This window comes from Pseudoxanthomonas sp. JBR18 (assembly GCF_028198165.1).
In the GTDB taxonomy this organism is placed as follows: Bacteria; Pseudomonadota; Gammaproteobacteria; order Xanthomonadales; family Xanthomonadaceae; genus Pseudoxanthomonas_A.
Window position 1 is genome coordinate 443,982 of the sequence record NZ_CP116339.1, and the last position, 25,815, is coordinate 469,796.

Annotated in this window: 24 protein-coding genes and 1 pseudogene; 10 read left to right on the forward strand and 15 right to left on the reverse strand. The window is 68.2% G+C overall.

Annotation, left to right across the window (positions count from 1 at the left end; all coding sequences use genetic code 11):
• The first annotated feature begins 28 nt into the window (after window positions 1-28).
• Both PJ250_RS02190 and PJ250_RS02195 read left to right on the forward strand, forming a co-directional pair.
• On the forward strand, window positions 29-634 hold the full coding sequence (locus PJ250_RS02190) for a DUF4124 domain-containing protein (protein WP_271646926.1): 606 nt from the start codon (window positions 29-31) through the stop codon (window positions 632-634).
• Complete coding sequence (locus tag PJ250_RS02195; RefSeq protein WP_271646927.1) at window positions 634-1,656, forward strand: DUF4124 domain-containing protein; 1,023 nt, start codon at window positions 634-636, stop codon at window positions 1,654-1,656. Before PJ250_RS02190 ends, PJ250_RS02195 begins: the two co-directional genes overlap by 1 nt.
• A 14-nt stretch (window positions 1,657-1,670) precedes the next feature.
• Here the strand turns inward: PJ250_RS02195 and mmsB are convergent, their stop codons facing one another.
• From mmsB to PJ250_RS02220, 5 genes are all read right to left on the reverse strand, one after another.
• Complete coding sequence (gene mmsB, locus PJ250_RS02200; RefSeq protein WP_271646928.1) at window positions 1,671-2,564, reverse strand: 3-hydroxyisobutyrate dehydrogenase; 894 nt, start codon at window positions 2,562-2,564, stop codon at window positions 1,671-1,673.
• Window positions 2,565-2,834: 270 nt separating this feature from the next.
• Window positions 2,835-3,986, reverse strand: coding sequence for an enoyl-CoA hydratase/isomerase family protein (locus PJ250_RS02205; protein WP_271646930.1), 1,152 nt, complete (start codon window positions 3,984-3,986; stop codon window positions 2,835-2,837).
• Complete coding sequence (locus tag PJ250_RS02210) at window positions 3,983-4,777, reverse strand: enoyl-CoA hydratase (protein ID WP_271646931.1); 795 nt, start codon at window positions 4,775-4,777, stop codon at window positions 3,983-3,985. Before PJ250_RS02210 ends, PJ250_RS02205 begins: the two co-directional genes overlap by 4 nt.
• A complete protein-coding gene (locus PJ250_RS02215) occupies window positions 4,774-5,955 on the reverse strand; it encodes an acyl-CoA dehydrogenase family protein (RefSeq protein ID WP_271646933.1) in 1,182 nt (393 codons plus the stop codon). The genes PJ250_RS02210 and PJ250_RS02215 overlap by 4 nt, the downstream gene beginning before the upstream one ends.
• 19 nt (window positions 5,956-5,974) lie before the next feature.
• Window positions 5,975-7,480: a CoA-acylating methylmalonate-semialdehyde dehydrogenase gene (locus PJ250_RS02220; protein ID WP_271646934.1), complete on the reverse strand. Its 1,506-nt coding sequence runs from the start codon at window positions 7,478-7,480 to the stop codon at window positions 5,975-5,977.
• Between the two features lie 120 nt (window positions 7,481-7,600).
• Between PJ250_RS02220 and PJ250_RS02225 the strand changes: the two genes are divergently transcribed.
• Entirely contained in the window at window positions 7,601-8,977 is a 1,377-nt protein-coding gene (locus tag PJ250_RS02225) for a helix-turn-helix domain-containing protein (RefSeq protein ID WP_271646935.1), read from the forward strand.
• A gap of 40 nt (window positions 8,978-9,017) precedes the next feature.
• Here the strand turns inward: PJ250_RS02225 and PJ250_RS02230 are convergent, their stop codons facing one another.
• Window positions 9,018-9,680: an NADPH-dependent F420 reductase gene (locus tag PJ250_RS02230; protein ID WP_271646936.1), complete on the reverse strand. Its 663-nt coding sequence runs from the start codon at window positions 9,678-9,680 to the stop codon at window positions 9,018-9,020.
• A 96-nt stretch (window positions 9,681-9,776) separates the two neighbouring features.
• On the opposite strand from PJ250_RS02230, the gene PJ250_RS02235 reads away from it, so the two are divergent.
• Together PJ250_RS02235 and PJ250_RS02240 are read left to right on the forward strand one after the other, a co-directional pair.
• A complete protein-coding gene (locus PJ250_RS02235; protein ID WP_271646937.1) occupies window positions 9,777-10,685 on the forward strand; it encodes a LysR substrate-binding domain-containing protein in 909 nt (302 codons plus the stop codon).
• Between the two features lie 500 nt (window positions 10,686-11,185).
• The gene (locus tag PJ250_RS02240; RefSeq protein WP_271646939.1) at window positions 11,186-13,453 is read left to right on the forward strand and encodes an isoamylase; all 2,268 of its coding nucleotides are present in this window, start codon (window positions 11,186-11,188) and stop codon (window positions 13,451-13,453) included.
• A 258-nt stretch (window positions 13,454-13,711) separates the two neighbouring features.
• Here the strand turns inward: PJ250_RS02240 and PJ250_RS02245 are convergent, their stop codons facing one another.
• The 4 genes from PJ250_RS02245 to PJ250_RS02260 form a co-directional block, all read right to left on the reverse strand.
• Window positions 13,712-14,116, reverse strand: a complete 405-nt coding sequence (locus tag PJ250_RS02245) for an H-NS histone family protein (protein WP_271646940.1) — start codon at window positions 14,114-14,116, stop codon at window positions 13,712-13,714.
• A 141-nt stretch (window positions 14,117-14,257) separates the two neighbouring features.
• Window positions 14,258-14,665 (reverse strand): PTH2-like family protein, encoded by a 408-nt coding sequence (locus PJ250_RS02250; RefSeq protein ID WP_271646941.1) that lies wholly within the window; start codon window positions 14,663-14,665, stop codon window positions 14,258-14,260.
• A 41-nt stretch (window positions 14,666-14,706) separates the two neighbouring features.
• Window positions 14,707-15,567, reverse strand: coding sequence for an AraC family transcriptional regulator (locus PJ250_RS02255; RefSeq protein WP_271646942.1), 861 nt, complete (start codon window positions 15,565-15,567; stop codon window positions 14,707-14,709).
• 111 nt (window positions 15,568-15,678) lie between these two features.
• The gene (locus tag PJ250_RS02260) at window positions 15,679-17,685 is read right to left on the reverse strand and encodes a CocE/NonD family hydrolase (protein WP_271646943.1); all 2,007 of its coding nucleotides are present in this window, start codon (window positions 17,683-17,685) and stop codon (window positions 15,679-15,681) included.
• 393 nt (window positions 17,686-18,078) lie between these two features.
• Here PJ250_RS02260 and PJ250_RS02265 point away from each other — a divergent pair.
• Window positions 18,079-19,350 (forward strand): annotated as a pseudogene (locus PJ250_RS02265) (malic enzyme-like NAD(P)-binding protein); the annotation flags it as partial.
• A 116-nt stretch (window positions 19,351-19,466) separates the two neighbouring features.
• Here the strand turns inward: PJ250_RS02265 and PJ250_RS02270 are convergent.
• Window positions 19,467-19,793 carry an ArsR/SmtB family transcription factor gene (locus PJ250_RS02270; protein ID WP_271648489.1) on the reverse strand — a complete coding sequence of 109 codons (327 nt, stop codon included), beginning with the start codon at window positions 19,791-19,793 and terminating at the stop codon, window positions 19,467-19,469.
• 299 nt (window positions 19,794-20,092) lie between these two features.
• Here PJ250_RS02270 and PJ250_RS02275 point away from each other — a divergent pair, with 299 nt between their 5' ends.
• From PJ250_RS02275 to PJ250_RS02285, 3 genes are read left to right on the forward strand one after another with little or no spacing between them, the layout of a single operon-like run.
• Window positions 20,093-21,031 (forward strand): MBL fold metallo-hydrolase, encoded by a 939-nt coding sequence (locus tag PJ250_RS02275; protein WP_271648490.1) that lies wholly within the window; start codon window positions 20,093-20,095, stop codon window positions 21,029-21,031.
• A 14-nt stretch (window positions 21,032-21,045) separates the two neighbouring features.
• A complete protein-coding gene (locus PJ250_RS02280) occupies window positions 21,046-21,468 on the forward strand; it encodes a YeeE/YedE family protein (protein ID WP_271648491.1) in 423 nt (140 codons plus the stop codon).
• Window positions 21,465-21,878 carry a DUF6691 family protein gene (locus tag PJ250_RS02285; protein ID WP_271646944.1) on the forward strand — a complete coding sequence of 138 codons (414 nt, stop codon included), beginning with the start codon at window positions 21,465-21,467 and terminating at the stop codon, window positions 21,876-21,878. The genes PJ250_RS02280 and PJ250_RS02285 overlap by 4 nt, the downstream gene beginning before the upstream one ends.
• Before the next feature lie 21 nt (window positions 21,879-21,899).
• Here PJ250_RS02285 and PJ250_RS02290 read toward each other — a convergent pair whose 3' ends face one another.
• The 3 genes from PJ250_RS02290 to PJ250_RS02300 are packed head-to-tail and all read right to left on the reverse strand — an operon-like array spanning window position 21,900 to window position 23,458.
• A complete protein-coding gene (locus PJ250_RS02290) occupies window positions 21,900-22,676 on the reverse strand; it encodes an SDR family oxidoreductase (RefSeq protein WP_271646945.1) in 777 nt (258 codons plus the stop codon).
• 20 nt (window positions 22,677-22,696) lie between these two features.
• Entirely contained in the window at window positions 22,697-23,119 is a 423-nt protein-coding gene (locus tag PJ250_RS02295) for a GNAT family N-acetyltransferase (protein ID WP_271646946.1), read from the reverse strand.
• 24 nt (window positions 23,120-23,143) lie between these two features.
• Window positions 23,144-23,458: a hypothetical protein gene (locus PJ250_RS02300; protein WP_271646947.1), complete on the reverse strand. Its 315-nt coding sequence runs from the start codon at window positions 23,456-23,458 to the stop codon at window positions 23,144-23,146.
• Window positions 23,459-23,526: 68 nt separating this feature from the next.
• On the opposite strand from PJ250_RS02300, the gene PJ250_RS02305 reads away from it, so the two are divergent.
• The gene (locus PJ250_RS02305; RefSeq protein WP_271646948.1) at window positions 23,527-23,748 is read left to right on the forward strand and encodes a hypothetical protein; all 222 of its coding nucleotides are present in this window, start codon (window positions 23,527-23,529) and stop codon (window positions 23,746-23,748) included.
• 88 nt (window positions 23,749-23,836) lie between these two features.
• On the opposite strand, the gene sppA is transcribed toward PJ250_RS02305, so the two are convergent.
• On the reverse strand, window positions 23,837-25,744 hold the full coding sequence (gene sppA, locus PJ250_RS02310; RefSeq protein ID WP_271646949.1) for a signal peptide peptidase SppA: 1,908 nt from the start codon (window positions 25,742-25,744) through the stop codon (window positions 23,837-23,839).
• Window positions 25,745-25,815 lie beyond the last annotated feature (71 nt).

Here is a 25,815-nt window from a genome sequence, read left to right on the forward strand (position 1 = left end):
TCTGCCCGTCGGCGCGCAAGATGCGCGCATGAAGCAACACCTCCTCCTGCCCCTGTCGTTCGCCCTGGCTTGCGCGCTGTCGTCAGCGCCTGCCCTCGCCGATCAGGTCAAGGTCTATCGCTGCCAGGGCGCCGACGGCGCGGTGGCGCTGCGCGACACGCCCTGCAAGCCGGGGCAGCGTCAGGAGGTGATCGAGATGACGCGCCCCACCGATCCGCCTGCGTCGCCACCTGGCGCCACCGCGCCGGCACCGACGTCGGCGGCGCCTGCCCCGCCGCCGCCTCGCGAGGTGGTGGTCTATCGCACGCCGCCGCGCCCGATGTACGAATGCACCACCGAAGAAGGCGAGACCTACACCAGCGACAACGGCGACGGCAATCCGCGCCTGGTGCCACTGTGGTCGCTAGGCTATCGCGACCGGCACTCACGCGGCGGCCTGGTGCCGATCGGCAATACCTGGATCCACGACAGCTGCCATCAGCTGCCGCAGGCCGAGGTCTGCGCGCGCCTGCGCGACCGTCGCTACGAGATCCAGCGCGCGTACCACAGTGCATTGCAGAGCGAGCGCCACGCCCTGGACAAGGAACAACGCGGGCTGGACGCACGCCTGGATAACGATTGCGGAGCTGACTGATGCTGTTCAAGCCCTGGGCCACGGCCACCCTGCTGCTGGCCAGCCTGTCGTGCGCCGGCGGCGCGTTTGCACAGACGACGATCTACAAGTGCACCGACGCAAAGGGCGAGCTGACCATCCAGAACACGCCGTGTCCGGACGGCAGCCGGCAGGACAAGCGCGAGGTGAAGGATGTCGCGACCCAGCCCCTGCCTCCGGCGCTGAGTGCGCCCACACCCAGGCAGGCCACGCCGGCAAAAGATCCGGCACCCGTGCCCAGCACGCCGCCACCGCCCTTGCACCTGAGTGCGGACGATCCCACGCCCGCCGCGCCGCCTGCGCCTAGCGGGCCGGCGACCGTGATCTACCGCTGCACCGATCCCCAGGGCGCCACGACCGTGCAGAACAACCCCTGCCCGGCCGGCAGCAAGAGCGACAAGCGCGCCGTCCAGGGCGTGGCGGCCATGCCCCTGCCCTCGCCCGGACGCCCCACGGCCCCGGTCGCCAGCGCCCGTCCTGTGCCGCCACCGGCCGATGCGTCGCCCTCCGCGGCCGTGCCCGCCGCGGACGATGCGCCGGTGCAGACCATCCAGACCATCAATGGCATGACCCTGATCGAGGATCCCAGCCTGCACAAGGACGATGCGGCGGCCGACGCCCTTGCCGGGCGTGGTCCTTCCAGCAGCGGCAACGATGACGACGGCGCGCCGGCGCCCGATGCGCTCCCCCCGCCGATTCTGTTCAAGTGCACCACCTACGACCGCGGGACTTACCTCACCGAGCAGGCCGAACCGCAGTCACGCTGCGCGCCGCTCAAGACGGTGGGCCTGGATGGCAACGCGTTTGCCGGTTCCGGCAAGGCGTGCGAGGTCATCCACGACGTGTGCGCGCGGGTGACCGACCAGGCACTGTGTCCGGCCTGGAAAAAGCGCCTGGGCGAGGCCGAGGTCGCCTGGCGCTATGCGCGGCCACAGGACCAGGCCAGCCGCAAGGCCGACTACGATCGGGTCCGCCGCATCGTGCAGGAAACCTGCAAGCCCTAGGCGCGCGCGGCGCGTCAGACGGCCTTGTCGCTGACCAGCTGCACCACGCTGGAGAAGTCCAGCCCGCCGCGCCCGGCCTGCTTGTTCATGGCGTAGAGGTTGCGCGCCAGTTCGCCCAGCGGGATGGTCGCGCCCACGCCCATCGCCGCCTCCACGGCCAGGCCCAGGTCCTTGAGCATCAGGTCGTTGCCAAAGCCGCCGCTGTAGCCGCGCGAAGCCGGGGCATTCTCCAGCACGCCCGGCCAGGGGTTGCACACCTCGGTGGCCCAACTGCGCCCGGTGCTGACCGCCATCATCTGCGAGAGCACCTTCGGGTCCAGCCCATGGGCCACGCCCAGGCCGATGGCCTCGCCGGTCACCGCCATGATCACGCCCAGGGCCATGTTGTTGCACAGCTTGGCGACCTGGCCGGCGCCACTGGCACCGACGTGGAAGATGTTCTTGCCCATGGCCTGCAGCACGTCTCGGGCGCGCGCCAGCGCATCGGCCTCGCCGCCGACGATGAAGGTCAGCGTGCCGGCCTGCGCGCCGGCGGTCCCGCCGGAGACCGGGGCATCGAGCATCGCCAGCCCACGCGCGGCGGCGGCCTGGCCCACCGTGCGTGCGGTGGCCGGCGCGATCGTGCTGCAGTCGATCACCAGCGCGCCGGCGGGGATCTTGTCGAGGATCCCGTCCTCGCCCAGGTACAGGCCCTCGACGTGACGGCTGGCCGGGAGCATCGAGATCACCACCTCGGCGCCTTCCAGGGTGTCGGTGGCCGAGGTCCCGGCGTGCGCACCGGCGGCCACGGCGGCTTCCAGCGCAGCAGGCACCAGGTCGAACACGCGCAGCGCGTGGCCGGCCTTGACCAGGTTGGCGGCCATCGGCCCGCCCATGTTGCCCAGACCGATAAAGGCGATATGACTCATGGTTCGGCCCTCCCAGGGCAGTTGTGATTGGTGGTGTGTCGCGCCGAGCGTGCCCGGTCGAACGTGATGTTTTGTAGCGGCGAGCTTGCTCGGCTATGGCCTTATCGATTGTCGTAGAGCCGAGCCCGCTCGGCTGGAGCTTTCCCGGCCGTTGTAGAGCCGAGCTTGCTCGGCTGGGGCTTCACCGGGAGAGCTGCAGCCGAGCAAGCTCGGCTCTACAGTGGATTCCCTGCGACAGCTCCTGCCGCGCAACCAAGGCGCGCCGACTGTTCAAGCCAGGTCGGCGAGCGGGTGCGCATCGGTCGGCCAAGGCGAAACGAGGAAGGCCTCCGCCCAGCGTGCATCGGCATGCGCCAGCGTCGCCGGCTTCCAACGCGGCTTGCGATCCTTGTCGATCAGCAGCGCGCGGATGCCTTCGGCGAAGTCGCCATGCGCGGCCACATGCAGGGCGACGACGCATTCCAGGCGAAAGGTGTCGGCCAGCGACAGCGAGGCCGCGCGGCGCTGCAGCTCCCACGCCAGCCGCTCCGATCCCGGGGCACCGGCGGCCAGCGTAGCCTGCGCGGTCTGCAGCCACGGATCATCGTCGCTCTGCGCGGCGTTGATCGCCTCGACGACGGCTTCCAGCGTCTGCCCCGCGACAAGGCCTTCGATCAGGGCCGCGTGCGTCTGCAGCGGGCCGCCCGCGGTCTTCATCGCCATGCCCTTGAGCAGGGCGGACAGCGCGGCGCGATCGGCCTGCGCCTCACCACGCCAAGGCAGGGCCGCCAGCGCTTCCAGTAGCGCGTCATGCTGGCCGCTCTCGATACAGACATCGGCCAGGCCCGCATAGATGGCATCGCTGGCATTGAGCGGTGCGCCGGTGAGCGCCAGGAACAGTCCCGCGCCGCGCGGCACGCGCGACAGCAGCCAGCTTCCGCCGACATCGGGAAACAGACCCACGGTGATCTCCGGCATCGCCAGCTTGGAGCGCTCGGTGACCACGCGGTGGCTGGCACCCGACATCAGGCCGATGCCGCCGCCCATCACGATGCCATGGCCCCAACACAGCAGCGGCTTGGGATAGGTATGGATCAAGTAGTCGAGGCGGTACTCCTCCTCGAAGAACGCACTCGCGTACGTGTTGGCGGTGATGTCGTCGCTGCCGCTGTCGCGATACGCACGCATGCTGCGATACAGCCCATGCAGGTCGCCACCGGCGCAGAGCGCCTTGCCGCCCGCGCCCTGCAACACCACGCAGGCGATGGCCGCATCGTCGGCCCAGGCGCGCAGCCGCGCGTCCAGCAGGCGCGTCATCTCCAGCGACAGGCCGTTGAGCGTCCTGGGGACGTTGAGCGTGGCGATGCCGATGCGCTTGCCGTCCACGCCGGTGCGTTCTTCGAACAGCACCGGGACTTCGAGCGGGGTCTGCGCCATGTTCATGCGTTGCTCCATTGCGGCGCGCGCTTTTCCAAAAAAGCGGACACGCCTTCGACCTGGTCGGCGGTATCGAACAAGTCGACGAAGGCCTCGCGCTCGGCCACCAATGCGGCGGCAAAGCTGCCGCTGCGCGTGGCCTGCACCAGCGTCTTGCACGCGGCCACGCTGGTCGGGCTTTGTTTGCCCGCCCGATGCGCCCATGCGAGCGCACGCGCCAAGCCCTCTCCCTTCGGCACCACGTCCTCGACCAGCCCGATACGCAGCGCGGTGGCCGCATCGACACGCTCGCCCAGCAGGATCATGCGCTTGGCCCAGCCTTCCCCGACCAGCCGCGGCAGCGCCTGTGTGCCTCCCGCACACGGCAGCAGGCCGACGGCCGCTTCGGGCAGGGCCAGTTGTGCATGGTCCTCGGCGATGCGCAGATCACAAGCCAGCGCGCATTCCAGACCGCCGCCCATGGCGTAGCCATTGATCGCGGCGATGGACACACCGCGGAAGGCCGCCAGCGCTTCGAAGGCCTCGCCAAAGCGGCGCGCCGCTTCGCGTGCATGGGCCTTGTCGCCATTGGCGAACTGCTTGAGGTCCGCCCCGGCCGAGAAAAACTTCTCGCCCTCGCCGGTGACGACCAGCGCGTAGATCTCGCGATCGGCGTTGAGGGCGGCGACCAGGTCACGCAGCGCGGCCAGGCTGTGCACGGTCCACGTGTTGGCCGGCGGATTGGACAAGGTGACGATGGCGACGTGGCCGTCGGCCTCGGCCTTCAGACCGGTGTGCGATGCGGTGCGCCAGCTCATCGCAGCGCCTCGTCGCTGCTGAGCAGGTGCCGCGAGATGATCACCCGCATGATCTCGTTGGTGCCCTCCAGGATCTGATGCACGCGGCAGTCGCGCAGCAGGCGCTCGACCGGGTACTCGCGGATATAGCCGTATCCACCATGCAGCTGCAGGGCGTCGTTGCAGACCGTGAACCCCGCATCGGTGGCGAAGCGCTTGGCCATCGCGCACCAGACCGTGGCGTCTGCAGCGCCGGCATCGAGCTTGCGCGCGGCGGTGTGCACCATCTGCCTTGCGGCCACCAGTTCGGTCGCCATGTCGGCCAGCTTGAACTGCAGCGCCTGGAACTCGCCGAGCTTCTTGCCGAACTGGCTGCGTTCGCCCAGGTAGCGTCGCGCCGCGTCCAGCGCGCCCTGTGCGGCGCCCAGGGAGCACGCGCCGATGTTGATGCGGCCGCCGTCCAGCGCCTTCATCGCCATGCGAAAGCCGTCGCCTTCCTTGCCCAGCAGATTGGCCGCCGGGATGCGCACGCCTTCAAAGCTGATCCCGCGCGTGGGCTGGCTGTTCCAGCCCATCTTCTCTTCCTTGCGGCCGTAGGTGATGCCCTTGGCATCGGCCGGCACGACGAAAGCGCTGATGCCGCGCGCGCCGGGCTCGCCAGTGCGCGCCATCACCACCAGCACGTCGGTGGCGCCGGCGCCGGAGATGAAGGCCTTGGCGCCGTCGAGCACGTAATCATCGCCATCGCGCACGGCGCGAGTCTTGAGCGAAGCGGCATCCGAACCCGCGCCGGGTTCGGTAAGGCAGTACGAAGCCAGTTTCTCGCCGGTGACCAGCCCCGGGCACCAAGCCTCGCGCACGGCCGGCGTGGCGTGGCTGGCGATCAGCCAGGTGGCCATGTTGTGGATGGTGATGAAGGCCGCGGTCGAGGGATCGACGCTGGCCAGTTCCTCGAACACCACCGCCGCATCCAGCCGCGACAGGCCCAGGCCGCCGACGTCCTCCGGCGAGTACAGCCCGCAGAAGCCCAGTTCGCCAGCCTTGGCGATGGCCTCGCGCGGGAAGATGCATTCGGCATCCCAGCGCGCGGCGTGCGGGGCGAATTCCTTGTCGGCGAAGTCGCGCGCGGCCTCGCGGAAGGCCTGCTGCTCTTCGGTCAGTTCGGCCGCGTCGACCGGGAGTTTCATCACTGCATTCATGGCATGGCGCTCCGGCGGCTTACTTCAGGCTGATGGTGGTGTTGACGCCGTGGCCCAGCGTCTCGTCGTCGAACCAGCGCGCGGTGACCGTCTTGGTCTGGGTGTAGAACATCACCACCTGCTTGCCGTAAGGGCCCAGGTCGCCCAACTTGGAAGCGCGCGAGCCAGTGAATGAGAACAGCGGTACCGGCACCGGGATCGGCACGTTGATGCCGACTTGGCCCACGTCGATGTCCTCCTGGAACTTGCGCGCGGCGGCGCCGGACTGGGTGAACACCGCCGTGCCGTTGCCGTTGGGGTTGGCGTTGACGAAGTCGATGGCCGCATCGAGCGAGTCGACCTCCACGATCACCAACACCGGTCCGAAGATCTCCTCGTCGTAGATCCGCATGCCCGGCTTGACCCCAGAGAAGATGGTCGGGCCGACGAAGTTGCCCTGCGCGTGGCCATCCACCTGGGGCTTGCGGCCATCCAGCTCGAGCTTGGCGCCCTGGGCGATGCCCGATTCGATCAGGTCCTGCACGCGGGTACAGGCGGCCGGCGAGATCAGCGGACCGACGTCGGTGTCCTTGGCGTGGCCGGGGCCGACCTTCAGCGTCTTGGCCTTTTCGACCAGCTCTGGAATCCACTCGCGCGCCGCGCCGACCAGGACCAGCGTGGAGGCCGCCATGCAGCGCTGTCCGGCCGCACCGAACGCCGCACCGGCCATCGCGTTGAGCGTCTGCTCCTTGTTGGCATCGGGCAACACGACGGCGTGGTTCTTGGCGCCCATCATGCACTGCACGCGCTTGCCGGCCAGCGAGGCGCGGTGGTAGACATGCGTGCCTACCTTGGTCGAACCGACGAACGACACCGCCTTGATGTCCGGGTGGTCGCAGATCGCGTTGACCACCTCCTCGCCGCCGTGGACCACGTTGAGCACGCCCTTGGGGATGCCGGCCTCCAGCGCCAGTTCGACCAGGCGCATGGTCACCATCGGGTCCTGCTCGGACGGCTTGAGCAGGAAGGTGTTGCCGGTGGCGATGGCCATCGGGAACATCCACAGCGGGATCATCGCCGGGAAGTTGAACGGGGTGATGCCGGCGCACACGCCCAGCGGCTGCATCAGCGTGTAGGTGTCCACGCCGCCGGCCACGTTGTTGGCCAGCTCGCCCAGCTGCAGGTTGCCGATGGCCGCGGCGTGCTCCACCACCTCCAGCCCGCGGAACACATCGCCCTCGGCATCGGGCAGGGTCTTGCCCTGCTCGGCGGTGAGGATGGCCGCCAGCTCGCCCATGTGCTCGCGGATCAGCTGCTGGTACTTGAGGAAGATGCGCGCCCGGGTGCCGATCGGCGTCTTGCGCCAGGTCTTGAAGGCGGCCTTGGCGGCGGCCACGGCGCGGTCCACCTCCTCGACGGTGGCGAACGGCACCTGCCCCAGCACCTCCTGCGTGGCCGGGTTGACGATGTCCTTCCAGGTGGTCGTGGTGGATTCGACGAAGGCTCCGTCGATCAACAAGGACATGCGCGGGAGTTCGGCGTTCATGGGCGATCCGGGAGCAGGACGAAGAAAGGATTCGCATTGTTCGCAAGGCAGGCCTCACTTTCAGCCAGTTTTTTGCTTAATCTGGTGAAAGCCACCGAGATCGCTGCGAAGATTGCGAACATGCCCAATACCCGACGCCAGTTCGGCCTGCGCCTGCAGCGCCTGCGCCAGCAACACGGCCTCACCCAGGCCCAGCTGGCGCAGGCGCTGGGGCTGTCCCCCAGCTATCTCAACCAGATCGAGCGCAACAAGCGCCCACTGACCCCGGCCGTGCAGGCGCGCCTGCGTGAGGTGCTGGGCGATACCGCCCGGCTGTTCGACACCGACGACCCATTCGCCCTGGTCGACCCGCTGCACGACACCCTGGTCGCGCTGGGCCAGCCCGGTGTGAGCATGACCGAGCTGCGCACCCTGGCCGGCAACCTGCCCCAGGTCGCCCACGCCCTGCTGGACCTGCACCGCGAGCACCGCGCCCTGCGCGACCGCGCCACCGCCCTGGAACTGCAGGTCGGCGATCCCGGCGTCGGCACGCCAGCGCTGCTGTCGCCCGGCGACCAGGTACGCGATTACTTCAATCGCCTCGGCAACCACCTGCCCGAGCTGGACGATCTGGCCGAGCACCGCTTCGCCGAACTCGGCCTGGTAGTCGGCCACACCGCCCCACGGCTGCGCCAGCTGCTGGCCGACCGCCACGGCGTGCTGGTCGAGGTGCACGCCGCCGGTGGCCACGAGAAGCGCCGCTTCGATGCCGCCACGCGCGTGCTGCACCTGCCCGGCTACCTGCGACCTGGCCAGCAGGCTTTCCAGATGGCCGCGCAGCTGGTGCTGCTGGAGCATGCAGACCTGATCGCCGCGCTGACCGCACGTGCCGGCTTCGATGACCCCGAGCGCATCGCGCTCTCCCGCATCGGCCTGTCCAACTACTTCGCCGGCGCGCTGGTGATGCCGTACGGCGAGTTCCTGCGCAGCGCCGAGGACAGCCGCTACGACATCGAATGGCTAGCGCACCGCTTCGGCGTGGGCTTCGAGGCGGTGTGCCACCGTCTTTCCACCCTGCAGCGCGAAGGCGCACCCGGCCTGCCGATCTTCTTCATGCGCGTGGACCGCGCCGGCAACGTGTCCAAGCGCCACTCCTCCACCGACTTCCACTTTTCCCAGGTCGGCGGCTCGTGCCCACTGTGGATCGTGTACGAAGCCTTCAACCAGCCCGGCCGCGTGCTGACCCAGGTCGCGCGCCTGCCCGATGGCCGGCGCCACTTCTGGCTGGCCCGCCAGGTCAGCAGCGGCCCGGTCGGCTACGGCCAACCGCGCAAGACCTTCGCCGTCACCCTGGGCTGCGACCTGCGCCACGCCGAGCGCCTGGTCTACGCCCGCGGCATCGACCTGCGCGCCGAAAGCGCGGTGCCCATCGGCCCGGGTTGCAGGACCTGCGAATGGAGTGACTGCCTGCAGCGCGCGTTTCCTGCGCTGCCGCGGTTGGGGGCGGTGGTGCGGTGAGCCTGGTGCACGCGCGCAACATCCCAGGTCCAGGCGACCATCACCGGCGCCACGATCCATGTGGCAACTCTACGTTGCGTTCCGCCGCGGCCAGCGCCTGGATCAAGCCGGCGCGGTCGAATGGCACGCAGTAGGCCGGCTTGGCCCGTTCAAAGCGCCAACTGTCTCGCAGAGGTCCGGCATCCACCGCATCGAAACCAAGTGCGTCGGTCCAATCAACGACTCGCTTCACTGCAACGGGATCATCACCGGCGACGGGTAGCGCGCGCCGTCCAGGCGTGCCGGAAAGCGACGCATCTGTATACAGGTCGCGTGCAAGAACGGCGCTGAATGCCTTGACCACGGTGGATCGAGGAAGGCACTGCGCAACCCACTCACTGGTCGTGATGCGATGGGTGTCAAAGCGCGCGATGCGGCCGTCCCGGTCCGGGTAGTAGTTGTTGGCGTCGACGATGAGCTTGTTCGCCAGCGATGCCGTCGGGAGCGATACAACGGCGGGAAGGGGAATGGCGATCACGATGAGATCGGCGAAGACGATGACTTCTTCGATCATTCCGACCTGGGCACCCGGCAATTGGCGCGAGACCTCACCCATGTGCTCCGGCCTGCGCGAACTAGCCAGTCGTACCTGTTGGCCCGCGGCAAGCGCCAGATGCGCGATGCCGCGGCTCTGCAAGCCCGCGCCGATGAATCCAATATTCATGCGTATTTCCATGATGTGGGGGGCAGGCATGGTGATTCACGCTTCACTGTGGATAAATGACGATCTGGTAGCTGGATCAACAACTCGATGTCTCGAATGGACTTCAACCTCGCTGCGATGGAAGCCTTCGTCAAAGCGGTAGAGACCGGCTCGTTCGCAGCCGCCGCGCGCGCGTTGGATGTATCGCCACAGATGGTGGCCAAGCACGTCGCTGCGTTGGAACGGCGCTTGGGCGCACGATTGCTCAATCGCACCACGCGCAAGCAGGCGCTGACCGAGTTGGGCCATGCGTATCACCAACGCTGCCGATTGATCCTGGAGGAGGTGCTGTCAGCCGACGCACTGGCGCAGACATTGACAGTGGTGCCACGCGGTGTATTGAGAATCAGCGCGCCGATAACATTCGGCACATATCGCGTCGTGCAGTTCCTCGCCGACTTCATGACCGCGCATCCTGATATCGAAGTCGACCTCGTCCTAACCGACCGCCTTGTCGATCTAACCGAAGAAGGGTTTGAAGCCGTCTTCCGGCTCGGCGATCTGCCCGATTCCAGCTTGGCCGCCCGAGCGCTGGAACCCTATCGCCTGATCGCCTGCGCTTCACCGCGCTACCTGGATCGACATGGCGTCCCCGACACGCCCGAGGCGCTGACCGGGCATGCCTGCATCAACTTCATCTATGCCCGCTCGCCCTTCGAGCGAGAATGGCAATTCGCCCGCGACGCTCGGATCCACAAGGTCAAGACGCGTGGACGCCTCCGTGTCAACGAGGGTTCGGCCCTGCTTTCCTCGGCACTCGCCGGACATGGCGTGGTCCTCGCGCCAGAGATGCTGGTGGAACAGGCACTGCAGCAAGGACGCCTAATCCGCGTACTGCCGGACTACGAAGGACCGTCGCGCCCCCTGCACCTGATCTTCGATGCCAACCGCCAAAAGACCGCCAGGCTGCGCACCTTCATCGAGGCCGCCAGCCTGGCGTTTGGACCGGCCGGACGCGGCGCCTAGACCGGCGAAGCTCCTCAGAACGGGGTCGGATTGACTTCTCGCGAGCTGCGGAGTTGCGACAGGATCAACTTTCCCGAACGCGCGTCTTCGGCGGTCGCATTGGCAGTTTCGCTTGGCGGTGCGACACGTTTGTTGCCTTGGGCGGATTTGCTGGAGCTTGGCGGTTCACGGATTGACGGCTCGCCCAAGTTCCAAGTGCTCCATCCAAGATGCGTCGGATGCCGGAGGCCGCAGGGGGGCGGCTCCAACATTCTGTCGACGGCCGCACGACCAAACAGACCGGCGGCTGCGCAGCGATGTTCCAGACTCACTGCCTTTCTCTGGCTCCGCTCCTGGAGCGAGCGGGCCGCCCGACATGCCGCATACGTATGCATCGACCAGACGGCTGATGTGCGATCGCACACGCGCCATGATCGGTCGCCACAACGGGCGGAGGCACGGCGATGGCGACTTCTATGGCGGAACGGATGGTGAGGCTGGCGCTTGCATGCGCTGTGGGCGTGATCCTGTTGCTGCCCTGCCGCGCACGGGCGGCGATCGATGCGAACCTGCTGGGCGGGCGCTTCGATGCCAGCGCCACCAATGTCACCTTTCGCGTCTACTCGTCCACGGCAACCCGCATCGAGGTCTGGGTCTACGCCAGTGCCACCGGCGCCACCGAGAATGCCCGGTACGCGCTATCGAACAACACGACGACCCACGTGTGGTCCGGCAGCATCCCGGTTTCCACACTGCGCGCGGCCGGCGTCAGCGGCCCGGTGTACTACGGCTACCGCGCCTGGGGTCCGAACTGGACTTATTCGGCATCGTGGATGCCCGGCACCTCCACCGGTTTCGTGGCCGACGTGGATGCCGCGGGCAATCGCTTCAACCCCAACAAGCTGCTGTTGGACCCGTACGCACGCGAAGTCAGCCACGACCCGATCACCGCGACCTGCCAGGACGGGACGCTCTACGCCAGCGGCCCTGGCTACCGCACGCTCGACAGCGCCGCGTGCGCGTCCAAGGGGATCGTGCTGGCGAGCGACGCCACCTCCACCGGCAGCAAGCCCACGCGCGCGTTCAAGGATGAGGTGGTGTACGAGGTGCACCTGCGCGGACTGACCAAGAACGACACCACGATCCCCGCCGCCAAACGCGGCACCTATGCCGGCGCGGCGCTCAAGGCCCCGGCGCTGGCCGCCCTGGGCGTCACGGCGGTGGAGTTCCTGCCGCTGCAGGAGACCCAGAACGACCAGAACGACATCGACCCCAACTCAGACAGCGGCGACAACTACTGGGGCTACATGACGCTGAACTGGTTCGCGCCCGACCGTCGCTACGCCAGCGACCGGACCCCGGGCGGGCCGACGAAAGAGGTCAAGGCCATGGTCAAGGCCTTCCACGACGCCGGCATCAAGGTCTACGTCGATGTGGTCTACAACCACACCGGCGAAGGTGGGCCGTGGGGCGGCGGTGACGGCGTCAGCACCTACAACGTGCTCTCGTGGCGCGGGTTGGATAACCCGACCTACTACGCGCTCACCAGCGACCGCCAGCATCCGTGGGACAACACCGGCGTCGGCGGCAACTACAACACGCGCAACCTCATCGCCCAGAATCAGATCGTGGACTCGCTGGCGTACTGGCGCGACACGCTGGGTGTGGACGGCTTCCGCTTCGACCTGGCCTCCGTGCTGGGCAACAGCTGCCAGCATGGCTGCTTCAACTTCGACAAAAATGACGGCGGCAACGCACTCAACCGCATCGTTGCCGAACTGCCTCCGCGCGCGGCTGGCGGTGGGAGCGGCGTGGACCTGATCGCCGAGCCATGGGCCATCGGCGGCAATTCGTATCAGGTCGGTGGCTTCCCGGCCGGCTGGGCAGAATGGAACGGCCAGTACCGGGACACCGTGCGCAAGCTACAGAACAAACTCGGCGTGGAGACGGTGACGCTGGGCACACTGGCCACGCGCGTGGCCGGCTCCTCGGACCTTTACGGCGACGATGGACGTAAGCCGTGGCATTCGGTGAACTTCCTGGTCGCGCATGACGGCTTCACGCTCAACGATCTGTACGCATTCAACAGCAAGCAGAATGCGCAGCCGTGGCCGTACGGCCCGTCCGACGGTGGCGAGGACAGCAACAACAGCTGGGACCAGGGCGGCAACGCGCAGGCGCAGCGGCGCGCGGCGCGGACCGGCATGGCGCTGTCCCTGCTCAGTGCCGGCGTGCCGATGCTGACCGGCGGTGATGAGGCATTGCGCACGCAGTACGGCAACAACAACGCCTACAACCTCGACTCGCCCGCGAACTGGCTGGACTGGACACGGCTACAGGTCGAATCGGACTTCGAAACCTTCACTCGGCGCCTGCTGGCGTTCCGCAAGGCGCACCCCGCGCTGCGCCCGGCGAACTTCTATTCCGGCAGCGATGGCAACGGCAACGTGATGGAACAGTTGCGCTGGTTCAAGCCCGACGGCAGCGTGGCCGATACGGCGTACTTCGAAAACGCCAGCAACCATGCGCTGGCCTGGCGCATCGACGGCAGCGAATTCGGCGATCCGGCGCCGGCGATCTACGTCGCCTACAACGGCTGGTCCGGCGACGTCGACTTCACCTTGCCTTGGCCGGGTACAGGCAAGCAGTGGTACCGCGTCACCGACACGGCGATCTGGAACGAAGGTGGCAACACCGTCGCCTCGCCCGGCAGCGAGACGCTCGTTGGGGGCGAGAACACGCACTACGGCCTGCAGGCACGCTCGCTGCTCCTGATGATCGCGAAGTAGGCTTTCACCAGCCTTGCGGCATGGCCCGCCATTTTGCGCAGGCGATTCGCGTTTGGCTGCCTTGGGCGGGTCCTGCAACGCTTGCTGGTCGCGAGGCCACACGCCCGACCGCGCTTCGGTCCGGAAGCGGGGTCGGAGCGCAGGTTCGGTCACGGGCGGCTGGTTCAATGGCGGAAACAGGCGGTCTGAGCCATCTGCCTTGCCCCTGATCCTCCCACCGCCCGGCTGACGCGGGCCGGGTTTCCCCGGCCTGTTCATTCACCCCGGAAACTTCGGGAATTTCTCGTTGGGGTGGTTCTTCTTCCACTCGTTGAAGGCGGCGGTGCCTTCCCAGGCGGCGAAAGCGCGCGGGGTGCGGCCACGGCCGGTCCAGGTCTCGCCGGTGTGCGGCAGCCAGTACTTGGGGGCGACGGTCTGCTTGGCCGGGGCGGCGGCCTTCTTCGGCTTGGCGCCGCTGATGACAAAACCGGCGATCTCGGACTTCTGGCGGGCATTGAACTGCTCGGCATAATCCTTCAGCAGGGCCACGATCTGGTCGAAGGCTTCGCTGCACTGCTGGCCGCGCAGCTCGACTTCCTGTTCTTCCAGCTTGCGCAGTTCGTCGGCGAGCCGGGCCTTGGCCTCGGCGATGGAGGCCAGGTTCGGCGTATTGGGGGAACTCATGCGGATTTCTTGCCCTGACGGGAAACGGGCCGCCATTCTCGGCGTTCGGCGGGCGGGCGGCAAACCGGGCCGGTCGCTCGGCCCAACCAGGTATCGGGATGCCGACAACCGGCTGCCAGCGCTAGCCGTGTCCGGTCGCGCTCAGGGATGCAGGGCCAGGCCCTTGATGGTCTTGTCCACCGCCTTTTTGCCGCCGCGGATGGCGTAACCGACCAGATTCATGTGCTCTGGATCCTCGGCGGCGAAGGCGACACGATTGGCCGCATCGTGTCCGGTGGAGAACATGGCCTGGACAAAGGCAAGCCGGACCAGCTCACGCTTCAGCGCACCGGCGTGCACCGCCTGCAGTTGGGCCAGGTCCGCCTGGAAGACCATCATCGGCTGAATCAGCATGCGTCCGTAGATGCGCTGCGCCGCATCCACGTAAGGCTCGCCCAAGGCCTCTGGCGCGGCCGCCGCGATGCCGGTGGACAGGAAGGCCACGGCATTCAGGCGCTGCCAGATGGCCAGGTCATGACGCACGATGAGCGCGACTTTGGTATCGAACATGGGGCGGGTTCCGGTGGGGATGCCCGCAAGCCTGGGTCAGCTCAGGGCACCAGGTCTGGAACGTTTGTGCAGCTGCGTCGGTAGGCCGCCGGCGTCAGTCGGTACGCACGCCGGAACCAACGGCCAAGGTGGCTCTGGTCGGCAAAGCCGGTCTCGGGGGCCACACTGGCCGGCTGCATGCCACCGGCCAGCAGCGCGCGCGCCGCGCGCAGGCGCAGCCGGATCAGGTAGGCATGCGGGGACAGCCCATAGGCCTGGGTGAACTGCCGGGTGAGCCTGAAGCGATCCATCCCGGTCATCTTCGACAGGTCATCGAGCCCGATGTCCTGCGCCAAGTGCGCATGCAGCGCCTCACGGACGCGCACGATGGCCGCATCCACTGGCCGGCTCGCCGGGCCGTGCCGGGAGCGATGCCTGTGCAGCGCACGCAGGAGTGCGTCCAGCGTCTGGTCGCGCGCGAGCCGGCCTTCGCCGGCGTGAAGCGCACTGAACGCTCCACTGATGACCGACACCAACCCGGGATCGTGCTGCAGGATGTGCTTGGAGGCGGCCCGGTCTGCGCGTGCTTCATCCTGCCCGAGCCGTTCCGCCCATTGCACCAGCACGGGCTGCGGGAGGTACAGCATGGCGTAGGTGAAGCCCTCCCGCTCCGGCGCGCGTCCGTCGTGGACTTCCCCCGGCTCGATCAGGATGGCGCGCCCTGGCGTGCTGACATGGACTGCGCGCCGACAACGGAACTGCTGAACGCCTTGCTGGGTGAAGCCCACCAGCAGTTCGTCGTGATCGTGCGGATCGTAGGCGTGGCCGCCGAAGTGGGCCTGCACCGTCTCGATGCCGGTCTCGCGATCCCTGCGGAGCGCGATCCAGTCCCGCGATACCGGCCTGGCCCGAGGCGTGTTCACCCCGCCATGTTACCCCCGCTCGGTCGGCTGGCCCGGGGGCCAACCGTCTCTTGCCGAGCGGCCCCGGCGTGTGCCACCCATGTGGAACGCCGTGGGCCTGTAGGCCACGGCTCAGTTCGCCGCGGCCTCCTGGTTCGTCGCGGCGGGTTCGGCCGCGGGCATCACCGTCAGGGTGATCTTCGATGGGTACTGCGGGCCGTGGTGCACCACGTTGTGGGCGATCACGCCGTGGTCCTCGTCGACGTTGTTGCCGCCGGTGTTGAGGTTGCGATCGAAGCGCGGGAAGTTGCTGCTGGACACGTCCACGCGCAGCGTGTGCCCGGGCTTGAAGTAGTACGCGGTATCGATCGGCTGGAAGGTGACCGGTACCACCTGACCCTTCTCCATCCACGCCAGCGGCTTGTCGTAGCCGTTGCGGTAGCGCATGCGCTGGATGTTCTCGGTGATGTTCATCGCGCGGCCGTCCGGGAAGACGTCGATCAGCTTGAAGGTGAAGTCGGTGTCCTTGGCATCGGAGGACACGTACAGCGTGACGGTCACCGGGCCGCTGACTTCCATGCCCTTTTCGAAAGGCTTGGTGTCGTAGACCAGGATGTCGTTGCGGGTTTCCTGCTGGCGCTGGTCGAAGGCGCCGAACTTGGTCGCCCCCTGGCAGCACCCGCCGCCGCCCAGCGTGGGCACCGGGTTGCTCGGGTCATAGGTGAACTTGTCCGATTGCGCGGTCGTGGGCAACGTGGCGCTCAGTACGCCGTTGCCGTACAGCGTGTTGGCCTGGCCCTCGCTGCCGAAGTACAGGTCCTGCGTGGTCACCCCCGCCGGCGGCCAGGTCTGCGCGTTCTTCCAGCGGTTGGCACCCATCACGTAGTACATGACCTTGGGCTGCTTGGCGACCACCGGGCTGTCCTCGCCCTTGAGGTACTGGTCGAACCAGCCGTAGACCAGCGCGTCGTAGTCGAAGCGGGCATCGCCCATGTCCATGTCGCCCACCATGGTGTGTTCGCTGGAGCGCTTATAGGCGCAATGCAGCACCGGGGCGATCACCGCGTACTGCTGCTCGGCGATGGCCTTGTCGGCGGTCTTGCGCACCTGGTTGTAGGCGGCCAGGTTGGGCGAGACCGACACATCGAACCAGCTCATGAACCACAGGCCCGGCTTGTTGATCTTCTGGTCCTCGTGCCACAGCCCGCCCTTGTACCAGGCCGGGCTGTTGGGCGTGCGCGCGACCATGTTGCCGCCGGTGGCCACGGGCATGACCGTGTCGTAGATGCCGGGCGGGCCGCCGACGGCCTTGATGATGTCCTTGCTCGGCAGGTGCCAGAACGCCTTGTCCCAGTCGACCTTGGGCATCTGCGGGGCCAGGTCGAAGAAGTGCGAGGCGTTGATGAGCTCGTCCTGCGTGGTGCCAGCCGCGAACTGCGGACGCACCTGGTTCTGGATGCCGTAGTCGTAGATCCATGACACGAACAGCATCTGCATCGCGCCGCCGCGATACCAGTTGCCCTGCTCGTAGTAGGGACCGACCTTACCCACGCCGGCACCGAAGCCCTGCACGTTGAAGGTGGTCAGCGCCGGGTTGTCCTGTGCCACCACCGCCAGTTGCCATTCGGCCGTAGAGGAGCAGCCTGTGGTGCCGACCTTGCCGCTGGCCCAGGGCTGCGAGGACATCCACTTCAGCTCGTCGGTGGCATCGCTCAGCGGCATGCCGAGGATGTCGTAGTTGCCCTGGGAGAAGAAATGCCCACGCTCCTGCATCTGCACGAACGCATAGCCATGCTTGACTGCGGCGATCTGCTGGCTCATGTCGCGCGGCGCGCCCAGCTTCACGTCCCAGAAATTGAAGTTGTAGGGCGTGCGCGAAAAGATGATCGGGAACTTGCCCTCGCCCTTGGGCCGATAGACATCGGCCGCCATCAGCTTGCCATCGCGCATCTTGACCATGACCTTGCGATCGATCACGGCGATCTGTTCCAGCTCGGCCTCCAGCGCGTTGCGCTTGGCGATCAACTCGGCATCGGGATCTGCGTTGCGCTGGGCGAACGCCGGCGTCGCCCCCAGCAAGGTCAGTCCGCAGGACATGAGTGCCGCGCCGAGCAAGGTGGCGCGCCGACGGATCAGCATGGAGGTTTCCCCGAGGTCAAACCCCGGAGTCTCTCCCAGATGCATGGCGTGCGGAAGAGGCAGTGGCACTGCCGGATGCCACCGCGCGCGCGGAGGCAAAGGACCAAGCGCGGCAAGCTCGCGGCTGCGGCCGCCAGGCAGCCCGGTTGCGCATGGGTGCCAAACGACGTGATTTCGCCAGAAATTGCGCCCAACGCTTGCCGCCCATGGTTGCACCGGTAACCGCCGCGCGCGGTGTCCCAATCAGCGGGAATGCCCGTTGCCACGCAATTGTCCGCATGGCGTCAATTCTGGTCTGATCCGGTCCCCGGACAGGTCACGCGCCTGACATGGCCGCGCCGGTTGCGCACGAGCGCGCCGCCGACCCCATTCTTTCAAGATGCCCCTCGCCCTATGACTGCAGACACCAAGCATCCCGCCGCCGCGCAGGCGCCACACCCGCACCAGGCGGCGCTGGACTATCACCGCTGGCCGCAGCCGGGCAAGCTGGAAGTGGCGCCGACCAAGTCGGTGCGCACCCAGCAGGACCTGGCCCTGGCCTACTCGCCGGGCGTGGGCTATGCGTGTGAGGCCATCGTCGCCGACGCAGGCCAGGCGCACTTCATGACCGGACGCGGCAACCTGGTGGGCGTGATCACCAACGGCACCGCCGTGCTGGGCCTGGGCAACATCGGCCCACTGGCCGGCAAGCCGGTGATGGAAGGCAAGAGCATCCTATTCAAGCGCTTCGCCGGCGTGGACGCGTTCGACATCGAACTGGACGCCAACGACCCGGATAAGCTGATCGAGATCGTCGCGGCGATGGAGCCGACCTTCGGCGGCATCAACCTGGAAGACATCAAGGCCCCGGAGTGCTTCGCCATCGAACGCACCCTGGCCGGGCGCATGAACATCCCGGTCTTCCACGACGACCAGCACGGCACCGCGATCGTGGTGGGCGCGGCGGTGACCAACGCGCTGGGTCTGGTCGGCAAGCGCATCGAGGACATCCGCCTGGTGGTGTGCGGCATGGGCGCGGCGGGCGTGGCCTGCGTGGACATGCTGGTCTCGCTGGGCCTGCAGCGCGGCAACATCCTGGCGGTGGACCGCAGCGGGGTGATCCACAGCGGCCGCGGCAACCTGGACGCGAGCAAGGCGGCCTACGCGCGCGACACCGAGGCACGCACGCTGGCCGACGCGCTGGTCGGGGCGGACCTGTTCCTGGGCCTGTCCGGCCCGGGCACGCTGACCGCCGAGATGCTGGCCACGATGGCCGCCGATCCGATCGTGCTGGCACTGGCCAACCCGTATCCGGAAATCCTCCCGGCCCAGGCCAGGGCCGTGCGCAGCGATGTGATCGTCGGCACCGGGCGCTCGGATTTCCCGAACCAGATCAACAACGTGCTGTGCTTCCCCTATCTGTTCCGCGGCGCGCTGGACGTGGGCGCCACGCAGATCGATACCGGGATGAAGGTGGCCTGCGTACAGGCCCTGGCCCGGCTCGCCCTGAGCCAGACCGATGCCGAGGGCCACGTGGTGTTCGGCCGCGAGCGCCTGATTCCGCATCCGCTGGATCCACGCCTGCTGGTCGAGCTGCCCGCCGCCGTCGCCAAGGCCGCCATGGACAGCGGCGTGGCCACCCGCCCGATCGCCGATCTGCACGCCTACCGCCAGCGCCTGACCCAGCTGTCGGCCGACCTGGCAGCGCGTTGGAACACCGCCGAAGGCTGAGCCTCACCGGCGCGCACGGCCGCACGCAGGCGCGCCATCACGCCCTGGGGCGTGGCGCTTCGCGCCCTGCCTCAGCGGCCGGCCGCGGTGGCGTTCAAGTCCGTCGTGGGCACCAGACCGTCGCCGCAGAAGATCGCGTACATCGCGGTCAGCAACTGCTCCACCCGTGCATCGGCGATGCGATAGAAGATCGAGCGCGACTGCCGGCGCGTGGCGACCAGCCCGGCCTGACGCAGTTCGGCCAGTTGCTGGGACAGCCCAGGCTGGCGGATACCGGTGGCCTGCTCCAGCGCCCCGACCGACAGCTCGCCCTGCGAGAGCTGGCACAGCACCAACAGGCGCGAGGGCGTGGCCACCAGGCGCAGCAGCTCGGCCACCTCGGGCACCTTGGCCTTCATGGCCGCCAGTTCGGCACGCTCGCCGCCGCTCATGCCGGATTCCTGACGGCGCGGCACGGCTGCCGCCTTCCCGCCGATCTGGCCACGACACGGGCGACGCCCGCGCGGGGCGCCGACGGTAAACCTGCCATGGCAGGGGAAGCGAACAACATGCAGATCCTTGGGCGAGTGCGGCAGCGCGGCGCCGCACAGTCTAAGAGCCGCCAGCGGCGAAAGGCGCCGACGTCCCGGCGCAACGAGATACTTGCATACTTTCGTAAATAACGTAAGTATTGATCATCCTCAGCCAGGGCCTGCCCATGCGCACCGCCGGTTCCGATCCAAACCTCGCCCAGGCCTGCGCCACGGTCGATGACGCGCTGCAGGGCCGCGCCCCGCGCCCGCAGGTGACGACGTTCTTCGACCAGGCCACCTTTACCGCCAGCCACGTTGTGCGCGATCCCGGCAGCGATGCCTGCGCGATCATCGACAGCGTGCTGGACTTCGACATGGCCAGTGGCCGCACCGCCCAGCATTCGGCTCAGCGGCTCCTGGACTTTGTGCACGATGCGGGGTTGCGCGTGGAGTGGCTGCTGGAAACCCACGCCCACGCCGACCACCTCTCCGCCGCCCCGCTGCTGCAGGAACGCCTGGGCGGGCGCCTGGCCATCGGCCGCCACATCACCACCGTGCAGGAGACCTTCGGCACGATCTTCAACGCCGACGCCCGATTCGCCCGCGGCGGCAGCCAGTTCGACCGGTTGATCGCCGACGGCGAGACCTTCCGCATCGGCGGGCTGCAGGCCACCGCCCTGCACGTGCCCGGCCACACCCCGGCGTGCATGGCCTACGTGATCGGTGATGCGGTGTTCCCGGGCGACACGCTGTTCATGCCCGACTACGGCACCGCGCGCTGCGACTTTCCCGGCGGCAGCGCGCGCACGCTGTACCGGTCGATCCGTCGCCTGCTGTCCCTCCCTGGGCAGGGGCGGGTGTTCCTGTGCCACGACTACAAGGCCCCGGGCCGCGACCACTACGCATGGGAGAGCACCATCGAGGCCGAGCGCAGCGGCAACATCCACGTGCACGAAGGCGTGGACGAGGAAGCCTTCGTGCAGATGCGCGAACAGCGCGATGCCACCCTGTCCATGCCACGCCTGATCCTGCCCTCGGTGCAGGTGAACATGCGCGGCGGACACCTGCCCGAGCCGGAGGACAACGGCGCCCGTTACCTCAAGCTGCCGCTGGACCTGCTGTGAGCGCGCCGGCGGCCATCGCGTGGTATTGGCCGGTCATGGGCGGGGCCCTGATCGGGCTGGCGGCCGGCGGCTACCTGCTGCTGCTCGGGCGCGTCGCTGGCATCTCCGGGTTGATCGCCGCGGCGACCGGCGTGGCCCGCAACGCCGCCCGGGACCTGGCGGCGTGGTTTCTCATCGGGCTGCTGTGCGGCAGCGCCATCGCGATGAGGCTGCGCGGCATGCCGGACCTGCAGGTCCCCGGCAGCTGGCCGCTGCTGGTGGCCGGTGGCCTGCTGGTGGGCTATGGGACACGGCTGGGCTCGGGCTGCACCAGCGGCCACGGGGTGTGCGGGCTGGCGCGCCTGTCGCCCCGCTCGATGGTCGCCACCGGGGTGTTCATGGCCTGCGGGGCGGCCACGGTCTGGGTGGTGCGCCACCTGCTCGGGGGTGCGGCATGAAGGGGCTCGCCGCGCTGGCCTGCGGGCTGCTGTTCGGCCTGGGCCTGGTGATCTCGGACATGGCCAATCCAGCCCGCGTGCTGGCGTTCCTGGACGTGGCCGGCGCATGGGATGCGTCGCTGATCCTGGTCATGGGCGCCGCACTGGTGCCCTCGACGCTGGCCTATCGCCTCTATCTGCATCGCCAGCGGCCGCTGCTCGAAGCCCAGGGCCAGCTGCCCGTTGGCGGCCGTCCCGACGCGCCACTGGTCGTGGGGGCGGTGCTGTTCGGCATTGGCTGGGGCCTGGTCGGTCTGTGCCCTGGGCCGGCCGTGGCCGCCCTGGTGACCGGACGCTGGCCGTTCGTGCTGTTCGCCCTGGCCATGCTCGGCGGCATGGGCCTGCACCGTGTTCTGCACGCGCGTCGGTGAGGCAGGCCAACCGCGCGTACTTCAGAACCCGAAGCGCCCGAACCCGCCGTCCACGGCGATGCATTCCCCGGTGATGTAGCTGGCCGCCGGCAGGCACAGGAAGGCGATCGCCGCGGCGACTTCCTCCGGCTCGCCGATGCGCTGCAGCGGCGTGCGCGCCAGGACCTGTTCGTAGTGGTCGGTATCGGCCAGCGCGGCCGCGGTGCGCGGCGTGAGGATGGCCCAGGGCGCGACCGCATTGACCCGGATGCCCGCCTCGGCCCACTCGGCCGCCAGGCTGCGGGTCATCTGATGCAGCGCGGCCTTCGCCATCCCCTCGACCGTGGCGCCCCGTATCGATGCCAGGCCGCTGACCGCACCGACGTTGACGATGCTCGTCGCCGGGTGCCCGGCCAGCAGCGGCTGCGCGTAGCGACACAGCTCGAAGGCCGAGAACAGGCTGGTCTCGAACACGTCCCGCCACTCGTCCTCGCCCAGTTCCAGGGTCTCGCCGATCAGCGTCGCGCCCACGGCATTGACCAGGATGTGCAGGCCCTCGCCCTGGTCCTCCACCCAGTCCAGCAGCGCACGCCGCTCCTCGTCGATGCTCACGTCCGCGGCGAAGCCTTCGATCAGGCGCTCGGGGAACTGGTCGGTCAGCTCATCGCGGGCCGCTTCCAGGGTGTCGGCATCGCGCGCGGCCAGCAGCACATCGCAGCCCAGCGACAGCAGCTCGCGCGCGGTGGCCAGGCCGATGCCGGCACTGGCGCCGGTGACCAGGGCCAGCTGTCCATCCAGACGCCAGCGGAGATTGGACATCGAGCAACTCCCGGAAAAAGTCAGCGCACCCACGCCATGCCGATCGAGGCTGGCGCGGTGGGCCTGAAACCATACTGCGCATACAGCCGATGTGCATGACCGTCCGCGATCAGACTGACATACGCACCGGGCGGGACATGGTCCTGCAGGTAAGCGCTGATCGCGCCCATAATCCGCTTGCCCAGGCCGCGTCCCTGGTGCGCGGGCAGCACGGCGATGTCCACGACCTGGTAGAAGCACCCCCCGTCCCCGATCACCCGCCCCATCCCGACCGGCTCGCCCGCGCACAACACCTGCACGGCAAAGCAGGAGTTGGGCAGCCCCGCGGCGGCGGCGGCTTCCGATTTGGGACTCAGTCCCGCGGCAGTGCGCAGATGACGGTAGACCGCGATGGAAGGCGCCTGCTCGAGCAGGGTGTATCGAGATGACAACGGATCATGCATGCGCGTGCGCTGGCAACAGCGAGGTCAACGCGCGTCGTACACCACGACCCACACCACGCCGAGCACCGGCGCGAGCACCGCGCCGGCCAGTACGCAGCGCGTGCGCGACAAGCCCCGCAACGGCGTCGACAGCGCGGCCACGACGGCGCACAGGCCCAACCAGAACACCGCCAGCCCAGCACCATGAAAGACCCAGACGACCTGGGCGGGGTGGGCAAGCCGCCACAGGCCAAAGGCCAACCCGGCCATCGACGGAGCAAACAGCAATGCGCCTGCGAATGCGTAGCCCATGCGTGCAGACCACGGCACCGCGCCGGCCGCTGCCTTCCCTTTCGACATTCCCTGTCCTCCAGCACCTGCCGCGCACCGGCGTAGGATAGCCGTGCCTCCAACGCGAGACCTCTGCCATGCCTGCATCGCGCATCGCCATCGCCCTGTCGTGTCTGGGCTGTCTGGCGCTGGCCGCCTGCAGCCCGCCCAGCACGCCACAGCCGGAAACGCCGCCGCAGCCGCAGACCGCCGCCGCGCGTGCCCTGCACGCTCCGCTGGATCGCGCCAAGGCGGTGGAGGGACAGGTGCAACAAGCCAAGGCCGCGCAGGATCGGCAGATCGAGGCCGACACGCAGTAGCGGCCAATGCGGCGTTCGCCGACACGCCGATCGGATCAAAAAAAAGCGGGCCAGCGGCCCGCTTTTTTTCATCCTGCCTGCAGTGCGCTCACAGTCCGCAGAAGCAGTACGCCAGTTCGGTCACCGGCTTGGCGCCGGGCTTGCGCGCCATCGCATCCTGCACGAACTGCAGCTGCTGGGCGGTCTGCGGCATGGCCTTGAGCAGCATCGCCTGGGCAAAATCCGAGTGTCCAAACAGCGCCTTGCCCACCGGGTTGCCAGCGGCATTGGCGATGAACTGCTCGAAGGGCGACAGTTCCTTCTCCACATAGCGCACGCGGTAATCGCCGGCCTTGCCCAGCTTGGCGCGCGCGGCGGCGTCGGCGATGGCGTCCTTCAGGCCACCCATCTGGTCGACCAGTCCCCGCTCCATCGCCTGCTGGCCGCTCCACACGCGGCCACGGCCGATCTCGTTGACCTGCTCGACGGTCTTGTGCCGGGCGGCGGCCACCCGGCCGGTGAAGTCGGCATAGCCCTTGTTGATCACCGCCTGGATCACCTCACCCACCGCCGGGTCCATCGGCTTGGTCGGGTCGAATGCACCGGCAAAGCGCGTGGTGCCTACGCCATCGGTATGCACACCGATCTTGTCCAGCGCACGGGCGAAGTTGGGAATCAGGCCGAAGATGCCGATCGAGCCACTGATGGTGGACGGGTCGGCATAGATCCGATCAGCGTTCATGCTGATCCAGTAGCCGCCGGACGCGGCCAGGTCGCCCATGGACACCACCACCGGCTTGCCGGCCTGCTGCAGGGCGACGACCTCGCGACGGATCTGCTCGGAGGCGAACACCTCGCCACCGGGCGAATCCACGCGCATCACCACGGCCTTGACCTTGTCGTCTTCCAGCGCCTGGCGCAGCAGCGCCGAGGTGCTCTCCCCGCCGATACGACCGGCCGGCTGGTCGCCGCCGCTGATCTCGCCGGCGGCCACAACCACGGCCACCTGCGCGCGCTCGTCCAGGGCCAGCGGACGCTTGTCCAACTGGGCCAGGTAGGCGTCCAGGCCGATGTGGCGGAAGCCCAGGTCGTCCTTGTCGTCATCGTCGGCCACGCCGCGCTTGGTCAGCAGCTCATCGACCTCGCGCTGGGTCTTGAGCCCGTCGACCAGCTTCTGCTGCAGGGCCAGCTTGGCCAGGTCGCCACCGGCGGCGGTGACCTCGGCCGGCAGGTTGTCGATGCCGGCGGCGATGGCCTGCGGGTCCAGCTTGCGGGCCTTGCCCACGTCGGCCAGGTAGCGGCCCCAGATGTCGTTCATCCAGTACAGGTCCGCTTCCTTGGCATCCTCGGAAGCCGCATCCAGGATGTAGGGCTCGGCGGCGGACTTGTACTCCCCCACGCGGAACAGGTGCACGTCCACGCCCAGCTTGTCCTGCAGGCCTTCGCGGAAGTACTGGCGGTAGCGGCCCAGGCCTTCCATCACCACGCTGCCCATCGGGTCCAGGTAGACCTCGTTGGCCTGCGCGGCCAGCAGATACTGGCCCTGGCTGATGTTCTCGCCGAAGGCCACGATCTGCTTGCCCGAGGCGCGCAGGTCGGCCAGCGCGGCGGCCACCTCGCGCAGCGAGGCGTAGCCGCTGGCCTGCAGCTTGTCGAAATCGACCAGGACCCGCTCGATCTTCTTGTCGTCCTTGGCCGCCTCGATCGCGCGCAGCAGGTCGCGCAGCTGGAGCTCGTTGCCCTCCTGGCCGAAGGCCTTGGACAGCGCGCGGCTGGCCGGGTCGGAGCTGTACTGTTCCACCAGCGCCGCATCCGGAGCGATGACCAGGGTGGTGCGGTCCAGCAGCGGCCGGGGACCGCCACTGCCCTTGGCCAGGGCGATGATGACCAGCACCGCGATCAGAAACAGCAGGCCGAAGAAGACCAGGTTGAAGATTAGGCGGCGGGTGAAATTCATCACGTCCCACAGACCGATGAAGAATCGGCTGACGGGATCGCGGCGGACGGGCTGGTTCATGGGCGGCAACGCGCTCTCTACGGGAAGCTGGCCGCCAGCTTAGCCGCTGCGGCGCCACACCGGCATGCCCC